Below are 9,378 nucleotides of genomic sequence, written 5' to 3' on the forward strand. Positions count from 1 at the left end.
GTAAATACAATGGTAAGCAAAGATATATCTGTAAAGATTGTAGAAAGACTTTTACTGATTTTACAAACTCTGCAACATATAGAAGTAAGAAATCTTTAGATAAGTGGCTTAAATATGCTAAATGTATGATTATGGGGTTATCAATAAGAAAGTCGGCTAAAATTGTAGGCATTAATAGCAACCAGTTTCTTCTGGAGATATAAAATACTTGATTGTATAAGTGCTTTTTTAGGTACTGGACACGTTGATGGAGTAATAGAATCGGATGAAGTATTTTTTGCTGAGAGTTTTAAAGGTACAAGAACTGGTAATATGCCAAGAAAATCTCGTAAAAGAGGTAATGAGATTAAAAAGAGAGGTATATCTAAGGAGTAGATTTGTATTGCTACAGCTTTAGATAGGCAGGGAAATTTAATAATAGAGCCTTTATGTAAAGGTAGAATGACATATAAAGAACTCGAGAGACTTTATAAAGGTCATATAGGAGAAAGTTCTATATTATGTACAGATAGCCATAAGTCTTATATTAGATTTGATACAGACTTTAATTTAGACCACAAACGTATAAAAACAGGTAAGCATAAAGAAGGTATTTACCACATTTAACACATTAACAATTTACACAGTAATTTAAAGAAATGGATGCGTAGATTTAATGGTGTTGCAAGTAAGTATATCTCTAACTATATGCATTGGTTTAAGTGGTTAAGAATATTTGAAACTGATAGAGAATCTATTAAAACTAAAAATTTTATCGTACAAAGTAATGTGGCATATTCTTATACTAGAATAAAGGATTTTAAACTAAGAATACCACAGTTTATGTAACTGGTAATAAATTTGTAAAAAGAATTCTATAATAAAAATAAGTACGTAATTGTTATATAATACGAAATAAGTGAGTATCAATATAGGATACTCTTTTTATCATTAAAATATATAATTTATTTATAAATATATGAATAACTCAACAAAGTAGTTGTATTTTTTTATCAAATTTAATATAATTCAAATATAGATATTTAACTAATTAGCTAAATATCTATAAAATAATTGAAAGGAGTTATTATATGAGTAAAGCATTTAAAGCTTTAAGCGATAAAACAAGAAGAGAAATATTGAAGTTGCTTAATGATAAAGATATGAGTGCAGGCGAAATAGCTGAACAATTTGATATGTCAAAACCATCAATATCAAAACATTTAGATATTTTAAGGGAAGCTGAACTTGTAAGTTCTGAAAAAAAAGGTCAATTTATAATTTATTCTATTAATATTTCTGTAATTCAAGAAGTTCTTGGTAACTTCTTGGAAATATTCAAAAAATAAAGGGGGAAATATTATGAAAAAAAATGATTTCACAAGAATTATATTATTAGTAACATCACTTTTAATGCTTGTTGTAGGATTTGTGATGTCAGAAAGAAATGTTAATATATTGATACTGGGTATTTTAGCTATTATTTCCTTAGTTGTGTTAGATAGACAGGCAAGTAAAATAGTAGGATTATCAGAAGATAATCCTAAAGTTAAAACTTTTAGATTTTTAAATATGTTTACTATATTTATAGCTATGCTTTGTTTTATATTTGCTTCATGGTCACAAAATAATCAAACTTCTATTACTGAAGATAATAAAACATTGATCATTGGTTTAATATCAATATTTATAATGTTTTTTGGTAATTTATCACCTAAAATACCTTTTAATAGATATTTAGGATTAAGGCTACCTTGGACGATAAGAGATGAAGAAACTTGGAAAGCTGCACATAGATTGGTAGGGTATTCATCTTTTCCCATTGCAATAGCAATGTTTATTATGTCATTTTTCATTGATGGCGATACAGTGGGGATTGTTGGAGTTTTAACTTGGATTATTATACCTGGTATATACTCTTATATATTTTATTATAAGAAACTAAAAGGCTTGAATTAATAAATCTATACTCTAAATAAATTTAAAACTATCAATTATATTTAATGAACAAATTTAATATAATGTGAATAAAAAGTAGGAGTTATATATCTTGGTATAACTCCTACTTTTTTGTTATTAAAATTCTTTCTAATATCAACGCTGTATTAAAACATAGCCTTATTTAAAGAAAAAATAGATAATAAATATCTGACTTATTTATATATACAGTAAAATATTTATAAATGAAACTTTACAATTGATATACAATGCAAATAAAATTTATAGTTACTTTATGTGTTTACGAAAATATATGTTTTGGGAACATCATAATAGATCAATATTTTTGTCTATTGAATCATTACTTTAATTATTTAATATTACTTACATCAGATTAATCCTTTTTTCTTTAAAAACTTTTAAATTTTTGGGATACAATCACTTGAAACTAAAGTCAGTATAAAATCTACAATATCTACAAATATACCTAAATAATATCCATAAAAAATCACAACCTTTAATTTGACATATTAAAATTATAATGCAAATTTAGAAGAACATAAATTTAAAGTTTTAAAATATCTACAATCGTACCATAAGTAAATGAGATTTTTACTAAAGATGGATAATTAATTAGAGATGAATCTTAGAATACTAAGAAGTTATTAAAAAAATAAATTCACATTTTGAAATTATTGGGAATTAAATAGAGAATTTGATGTTTGAAAATTGAATAGTACGGTATTTATATACTATAATATGTAAATAAATATCTAAACAATTTTAAATATTAATATTATAAGGAGGTAAAATACTATGATTAATAATATTTTTAGGAACAGGAGTAAATCGATTAAAATAATGCACACTATTCTATTTATTATTACAGGTTTATATCTATTAGAAACTATAGTTTTTACTGGATTATTTACTAATATTATTTTAGCTTGTACTAATATTATAGTAAGTATTATTACTCTTGTAATAGCAATCATAAAGAAAGAGAGTAAATTAGCTTTGATTGATTTAGCTATTTTATTAGGAACTTCAGCAATATTTACATACGTAATCAATTTATAAAAGAGAGTTTTTAGTAACTTAAAATTTATGAAAATAAAATTAAATATTTATAAATGATATAACATACCGTATTATTCAAAAGAATATGCGGTATTTTTTGTTCGCATTTCAAATATATTATAATTATAAAACTAATTTATAGCAATGAACTTCAATCACAATGATATTAATTACTGAACATAAAAGATAAATTAAATATATATTATTACTATGATAAAGCTAGATTAAAGTAAAAGACTTAATCTAGCTTATTTTTAAAATAAGAATGAGATAAATTAATAATAACAATTAAATAATAAAGAGCTATATTATTACATATAACTCTTATCCAAATATACTATTTATCTTTTCAACAGCTTCTAGTTTTTGTTCATTCATCACATGAGTGTAAATATTCATGGTAGTTTCTATATCAGAATGACCCATTAAATGTTGCACAGTTTTAGGAGGTATACCAGCTTCAAATAATCTAGTAGCATAAGTATGTCTTAGAGCATGGAATTTAATAGGCTCAATACCTATAGAGGTTAGTATAGTCTTTAAGTTTCTTCCTGGTCGTTTATCTTCTATTGGTTTTCCTAGTTTATTACAGAATACATAATTTTTATTATCGTATTCTTCTTGCAATAATAATATAAGCTCATTTTGTTCTTTCTTATGAGTTCGAAGCTTCTTAATTATATTTTGGGGTACAGGTATAGTTCTTAATGAATTTTTAGTCTTAGGAGTTGACTCTATAACATCATAACCAATAATTTTATCATCTTCATATAACGCAACTTTCTGCAAGTTTCTATTAACATGAAGCTCATTATTTTTAAAATCTATATCAGACCATTTTAAACCTAATATTTCCCCAATTCTTAATCCAGTTCCAAGAGCAACTATATATAATAATTCAAGTTCATGTCCTTTAATAGCTTCCAGGAACTTTTCTTGTTCTTGCTTAGTTAATACCTTAACCTCTTTGTTATCTTCTTTCTTAGGGAGAGTAACAAGTTTACACCAATTCTTTTGTATATATCCTTGCCTTTCAGCTTCATTTAAACAAGTTTTCAAGTTAGTATTAATTTGCCTTATAGTTGTAGGAGTAGTTCCGTTATCCAATAACTTTTTGTAATGTCTTTGTAGGTGTGTTGTTCTTAGATCATTAAGCTTTATATTTCCAAAGTCAGTATTTTCTACATAGTTTTTATATATTCCATGGTATCTTTGGAAGCTTTTAGGTTTTAAATCTTGTTTCCTATAGTCAAATAACCATGAATAAAACCAATCTGAAACAGTTAGCTTGTCCTCATTTAATACACCCATAAGCATTTGTTTTTTATATTCTTGAAGCTTGTTTTTAACATCTTGTTGAGTTTTACCTGTAAATTGTTTACGTACTAATTTACCTTTGTCGTCAGTTCCTATGGTGATAGAAGCTCTCCAGCCTACTTGTACTCCGTTTCTTATATTTTTAACAATAGAGCCTTCTCCATTGCTTCTTCTTTTGGCCATATTACCACCTCATTTTTATTATTTAAAGCTGTAATTTCGTAGTTACTAGATAGATATTTTCAGTAACTACAAAATAATTAAAAAAATATAAATAATTATCATGTAGTTATATTTTTATTTGAAAGCTTAGTATCATTTATAACTACAGTACATAAAACTCTTTATAATCTTCTTTAAAATCATTTAAGCTATCTAGGTATGATACTAGGGACTCATAATTACCTATAGAGCATAAAGACAATGAGCTTCTGTATAAATCCTCTGTATCCCAAGATACTATTTTTAGAGGTAAATTATTTTCTAACATTTGCTTTAACATAATAAATCTACCTATACGACCATTACCATCTTGAAATGGATGTATTACCTCGAATCTATAATGAAATTCAGCTATATCCTTAATAGTTATATTATCAAGATTATAATACCATTCTAATAATTCGCTTATTTTTGCTTGTACTTCAAAAGGTTGAGATACTTTAGTATTAGTACCTATTATCATATTAGGTATTGTTTTATATATGCCAGAATATCCCTTTGCATGAAGTGAAGTATTAAACATCAAGCTAGCGTGTAAGTTCTTTAAATAACTTTCTGTTATCTTAGAGCCTAAAGTGTCTATTATAGTGTCAAATACATAACTTGAGTTTACAGTTTCTTGAACATCATCTAAGGTATGTTTACCAGTTACAACATTTTTATCTAGCAAAAGGGCTAAAGCTTCTGTTGTAAATGTGCTTCCTTCTATTTTATTTGAATGGTATAAGAAGCTATGTTTTAATATGCTATACAATGAGTTTTTTAAATCTCTTGTTTCTAGTAATGCGTTTATAAATTTATCGTTCATATTTGACCTCACTTTCAATAATTTATAGGCTTATGACCTAATGAGTTAGCTTCTAAGAAGCTTATTTTGTATAATCGACTAATTGTACTACTGGATAAGATTATTAGCCTTATATTAAATAAACATTCACAATTTTGTGATTAACTACTTTATGAATTTTATAAAATTGTTCATAGTATTTTGTAGGTACTGTGAATATATTTATAGTAACTACATACTTATATTTTCAGTTTCAAAGAGAAAATACTCATTTTGAAGATCGGCGAGATTTTCGTACTAACCTAAATTTAGAGGTGAGTTTTTAGCTGACCAATATTTTATGGTGAGTACTAATTACCAAGTTTATTTGATTATCTTTTAAAAATGAGATAAGGTTATTAACCGAGAACTTTCTCAAAAAAGTTAAAGTTAATGTGAATCTCACAATCCAAATTTGGATTCTGAGATTATTTTATTTAAAAACCATATTTTTATTTTAATAATTTATTTTGTAGTTATATTTTTATTTAGAAGCTTAGTATTATTTATCACTACAGTGTAATAGTTTACTCACCCTAATATTGGTGTAAGTGATTTTAATAGTATTACTAATATATAACTACTGATCTGTAAAACTTACTTGCTGCTAACTGTATTAAATTTAAAATAACCTTGAGCTAAAAAATAAAGCTATCAGGGTCTAATATTTCTTTTTTTTGCTTCTCTATATTATAATCTTCAAGCAATTCATTTTCAAAAAATGTAGTTTTTGAGCCACATACAACGCAGTATCTAGCATTAGAAGAAGCTAAGGTGTTGCAAGAATTATTTTCATAGTCATCAGGATCAGTATTTTTTATATAATGTTGACCAGCACATTTATTTATTAAATATGTGCCACATATTTGGCAATAAGATCCAGCATGTTCAAGATTTTCATTTTCGCATTTAGGGCATATTATAGCTCTACTTTTTTCGTTTAATTCATAACATTGATCATATATCATTTCTGTTACCACCCTCTCAAAGTTAGATTCGTTACAGATAGGACAAAAACATTTTTTTGTATTAATCCTGTATCCACAATTCGTACATATAGTTGTATTTATAAAAGCATCAAATTGATTTAAAACTAATTTATCTAAATCAGTAGTTTTAAAATTAAATTTAAGATATTTTTTAAAGCTATCAAATTTATTTTTAGAAGCTTGTTTTGATAAATTAGATAACTTAGCTATTTGTGTAGAGTTCTCAATCTTAAGCTCTTTTAATATTAAATTATTCGCAAGTAATTGAGATGCAAAATAATCAGCTTCTTTTTCCATCCATGTATACTCACTGTCAGAGAGAGAAGAACGGAAAATTCTAGTATTATTATAATTTTCTAGATGCCCGAGCATTATATGACCTAACTCATGCGCTAATGTCCAGCATTGCCTTTCATAAGGTCTAATTAAATCATTATAAAATATTAGATATCTTTTATTGTTGTATACTGTAGATGCATCTTTAGAGTTAGCAAAACCAATCATTTGGCTATATGTTATATTTGATCTCTTCATATGATGACTATAAGAAACCACCCTACAGTTTTTAAAATTAGAAAATATATCTAATATATTTATGGGATACGAGTTAATATTTAAATTTACATATATTTGTTTAATTAGAAAATTTATATATTGATACCTAATCTTCGTCATCGAAGTAATCACTAAAAGCGATTTTTAACATATTAATCATATCCTTCTGTTTGTTTTTAGGCATTTTATTTTTAGCGCGTTCAATTCTTCTTATATCGTCGTCTATATTTTTGTCTTTGTTAGAATGCTCTTCCGTATCATTAGCAACTTTTCCTGAAAGAGTATTTATATCGATATTTAGAGCATCAGCTATTTTGCTAGCAATATCTATTGTTGGTATTCTATCACCATTTTCATATCTACTAATGCTTACTCTAGGAACTCCAGATAAGGAAGATAATTCTTGTTGGGACATTTTTTTTAATTTCCTATACTTTTTTATATTTTCTCCAATATTCATTTAATCACCTCATTTATATTATACAAGAATATGAAACCAAATGGAACAACAAAAAATAAAAAAACTGTTGACTTGAAACTATTTGGTACAATATAATTATAAATATAGAAAATGTACCAAACGGTTTCGAAAATAATAAGGGGGGATGAGCAATGTATTATAAGTTAAATTTAAAAGCTTTGAACTTAGAGATGTTGAAGAAAGGATACTCAATTAATCAACTTTCTAAAAAAAGCGGACTTGGAAAAGCCACGATATCAAGATTAACGAGAGATAAAGTAATATCAAGGCCAAGCACCATATATAAGATAGCTAATGCACTGGATATTGATGTAGAAAAATTGCTTATAGAAGTAGAAGAGTAGGAAGGTGGATTCACATGAGTATAAAAATGACTGGGGAACAGTTAAAGCTATTAAGTAGCATATTTCCTAATATGACTATTCTTGAGTTTATAAACTTAATTAATAACAGATAGGGGTTGAATATTATGAGTGAACACAATAGAAGAACGATGACAGTTAAAGAATTAGCTGAATATTTAGGAATAGGATATATAAAAGCCTATGAACTAACAAGATCTAAAGGCTTTCCAATGTTTAAGGTAGGCAAGAAGATATTAATTATTCGTAGCAAAGTGGATGAATGGCTAGAAAATACAGCTATAGGACAACAGTTTTAAAAGGAGGTAGAGAATATGAAAGATTTAAGATATATAGTTTTTGATGTAGAGAAAATACAAAGACATTACAATGATATATTCAATGAGCAAGGTTCACATTTAGAAAGTGGATATTTAGTTGATATAAAGATATGTGATAGAGAATTTAATATGTTTGTTAGTGATAATGAGGAAACAAAAGAAAGCAGAAAGTATGCAGTATTAGGAGATGACCAATCTGGCAATGTGGTGGTAATAAAAGCATTAAAGAAGCTCACTAAATTTTTAGAAATGGGGATAGATATTGGTTTCTCTAGTAATTCGATAGAGTAGGTGAGGTGATTGCAAAGAGATTTTTATAAGACAGACTTAGAAGTATTGAAATGTAATAGAGTTAAGGGAAATACAGAAAAAGAGTTCAAGAAAAAATTACTATACATAACTATATGTTCTAATGAAAATTATCAAAGACAGTCAAAAGAATTTGATATTGGAGTAGTTAAATTAACACTTAGTGGATTAAGCAATGATTTGTATAAATTTTCGGCTAAAAAGTATAAATTAAGCAAAAGTGTAATTTCAACTTATTTGGCTGAGCTTGTTGATGAAGGACTACTAGAAGTTATACAAAAAGGTAGTAATAGCAATAATTCTGCTAGTTTTTATCGTATAACTACATATAAAAAAAATAGAACTGATATTGAAACTGAAAATAGAACTCAAAATAGAACTGATAAACAAAGTGATTTCAACGGTTTGAACGATAACACTAGAACTGATATTGAAACTGATATTAAAACTGAAATCCGGAACTCTAAAAAAGAATTAATAAAAAGAATTAATAAAAATATATATAGTGAATCTAGCGAAACAATTTGGAAATTATATCCACATAAGAAAAATAAAGCTAAAGCCATGCAAAAAATACCTAAGCTTATAAGTGAATATGGATATGAGCAAATAGAAAAGTGCATTAAAAGATATATAGACTATGTAGAAAGCGAAAGAAAGAATGGATTTAAGGATTTAAAATTTCAAGGTGGAGATAGGTTCTTTGGAACTACATACGTAGATTATTTAGATGAAAATTATGAAGAATCATCACATGATCCAGTGGAAGAACCTAAGGGGAAAGTACTAGATTTTAAAATAGGTGGAGAGTGAATATAAGTGAATAATATACATAACACACAAGCAGAGCAAACCATATTAGGAGCTATATTACTAGATAAAAACATAATATATGAAGTTGAAAGCTTATCTAGTAATGTTTTTTATAACGAAGCTCATAGGATTATATTCAACAGAATGTTAGAACTACATAAAAAAGGGGTGGTTATTGATATAATCA

The 9,378-nt window shown here is 26.3% G+C and carries 12 protein-coding genes and 1 pseudogene; 9 read left to right on the forward strand and 4 right to left on the reverse strand.

The window, feature by feature from the left end:
• The 4 genes and pseudogenes from J7G74_RS15840 to J7G74_RS15855 form a co-directional block, all read left to right on the forward strand.
• Positions 1–828, forward strand: a pseudogene (locus J7G74_RS15840) (IS1595 family transposase); the annotation flags it as partial.
• 242 nt (positions 829–1,070) lie between these two features.
• Entirely contained in the window at positions 1,071–1,328 is a 258-nt protein-coding gene (locus J7G74_RS15845) for an autorepressor SdpR family transcription factor (RefSeq protein WP_297137107.1), read from the forward strand.
• A gap of 13 nt (positions 1,329–1,341) precedes the next feature.
• Positions 1,342–1,938 carry an SdpI family protein gene (locus tag J7G74_RS15850; protein WP_297137110.1) on the forward strand — a complete coding sequence of 199 codons (597 nt, stop codon included), beginning with the start codon at positions 1,342–1,344 and terminating at the stop codon, positions 1,936–1,938.
• 795 nt (positions 1,939–2,733) lie between these two features.
• Entirely contained in the window at positions 2,734–2,997 is a 264-nt protein-coding gene (locus J7G74_RS15855; protein WP_297137113.1) for a hypothetical protein, read from the forward strand.
• Positions 2,998–3,321: 324 nt separating this feature from the next.
• Here the strand turns inward: J7G74_RS15855 and J7G74_RS15860 are convergent, their stop codons facing one another.
• From J7G74_RS15860 to J7G74_RS15875, 4 genes are all read right to left on the reverse strand, one after another.
• Positions 3,322–4,497, reverse strand: a complete 1,176-nt coding sequence (locus J7G74_RS15860) for a tyrosine-type recombinase/integrase (RefSeq protein WP_297137116.1) — start codon at positions 4,495–4,497, stop codon at positions 3,322–3,324.
• Between the two features lie 142 nt (positions 4,498–4,639).
• The gene (locus J7G74_RS15865; RefSeq protein ID WP_297137119.1) at positions 4,640–5,344 is read right to left on the reverse strand and encodes a Fic family protein; all 705 of its coding nucleotides are present in this window, start codon (positions 5,342–5,344) and stop codon (positions 4,640–4,642) included.
• A 656-nt stretch (positions 5,345–6,000) separates the two neighbouring features.
• Positions 6,001–6,885, reverse strand: coding sequence for an ImmA/IrrE family metallo-endopeptidase (locus tag J7G74_RS15870; RefSeq protein WP_297137121.1), 885 nt, complete (start codon positions 6,883–6,885; stop codon positions 6,001–6,003).
• 127 nt (positions 6,886–7,012) lie between these two features.
• Complete coding sequence (locus J7G74_RS15875; protein WP_297137122.1) at positions 7,013–7,366, reverse strand: helix-turn-helix domain-containing protein; 354 nt, start codon at positions 7,364–7,366, stop codon at positions 7,013–7,015.
• A gap of 152 nt (positions 7,367–7,518) precedes the next feature.
• On the opposite strand from J7G74_RS15875, the gene J7G74_RS15880 reads away from it, so the two are divergent.
• The 5 genes from J7G74_RS15880 to J7G74_RS15900 all read left to right on the forward strand — a co-directional run.
• Positions 7,519–7,731, forward strand: coding sequence for a helix-turn-helix domain-containing protein (locus tag J7G74_RS15880; RefSeq protein WP_297137124.1), 213 nt, complete (start codon positions 7,519–7,521; stop codon positions 7,729–7,731).
• 125 nt (positions 7,732–7,856) lie between these two features.
• Complete coding sequence (locus J7G74_RS15885) at positions 7,857–8,048, forward strand: excisionase (RefSeq protein WP_297137126.1); 192 nt, start codon at positions 7,857–7,859, stop codon at positions 8,046–8,048.
• Between the two features lie 15 nt (positions 8,049–8,063).
• Entirely contained in the window at positions 8,064–8,360 is a 297-nt protein-coding gene (locus tag J7G74_RS15890; protein ID WP_297137128.1) for a hypothetical protein, read from the forward strand.
• 9 nt (positions 8,361–8,369) lie between these two features.
• Positions 8,370–9,191 (forward strand): hypothetical protein, encoded by an 822-nt coding sequence (locus J7G74_RS15895; RefSeq protein ID WP_297137130.1) that lies wholly within the window; start codon positions 8,370–8,372, stop codon positions 9,189–9,191.
• A gap of 6 nt (positions 9,192–9,197) precedes the next feature.
• Positions 9,198–9,378, forward strand: a 181-nt coding sequence (locus J7G74_RS15900) for a DnaB-like helicase N-terminal domain-containing protein (protein ID WP_297137132.1), incomplete at its 3' end; no start/stop codon positions are given.

Source organism: Terrisporobacter sp. (genome assembly GCF_017888745.1).
Classification (GTDB): Bacteria; Bacillota; Clostridia; order Peptostreptococcales; family Peptostreptococcaceae; genus Terrisporobacter.

Bases quoted from the DNA above. Each gene is read 5' to 3' on its own strand.
- J7G74_RS15850 (WP_297137110.1), top strand. From the start codon at position 1,342: ATGAAAAAAAATGATTTCACAAGAATTATATTATTAGTAACATCACTT.
- J7G74_RS15880 (WP_297137124.1), top strand. From the start codon at position 7,519: ATGTATTATAAGTTAAATTTAAAAGCTTTGAACTTAGAGATGTTGAAG.
- J7G74_RS15845 (WP_297137107.1), top strand. From the start codon at position 1,071: ATGAGTAAAGCATTTAAAGCTTTAAGCGATAAAACAAGAAGAGAAATA.
- J7G74_RS15890 (WP_297137128.1), top strand. From the start codon at position 8,064: ATGAAAGATTTAAGATATATAGTTTTTGATGTAGAGAAAATACAAAGA.
- J7G74_RS15870 (WP_297137121.1), bottom strand. From the start codon at position 6,885: ATGAAGAGATCAAATATAACATATAGCCAAATGATTGGTTTTGCTAAC.
- J7G74_RS15855 (WP_297137113.1), top strand. From the start codon at position 2,734: ATGATTAATAATATTTTTAGGAACAGGAGTAAATCGATTAAAATAATG.
- J7G74_RS15865 (WP_297137119.1), bottom strand. From the start codon at position 5,344: ATGAACGATAAATTTATAAACGCATTACTAGAAACAAGAGATTTAAAA.
- J7G74_RS15860 (WP_297137116.1), bottom strand. From the start codon at position 4,497: ATGGCCAAAAGAAGAAGCAATGGAGAAGGCTCTATTGTTAAAAATATA.
- J7G74_RS15875 (WP_297137122.1), bottom strand. From the start codon at position 7,366: ATGAATATTGGAGAAAATATAAAAAAGTATAGGAAATTAAAAAAAATG.
- J7G74_RS15885 (WP_297137126.1), top strand. From the start codon at position 7,857: ATGAGTGAACACAATAGAAGAACGATGACAGTTAAAGAATTAGCTGAA.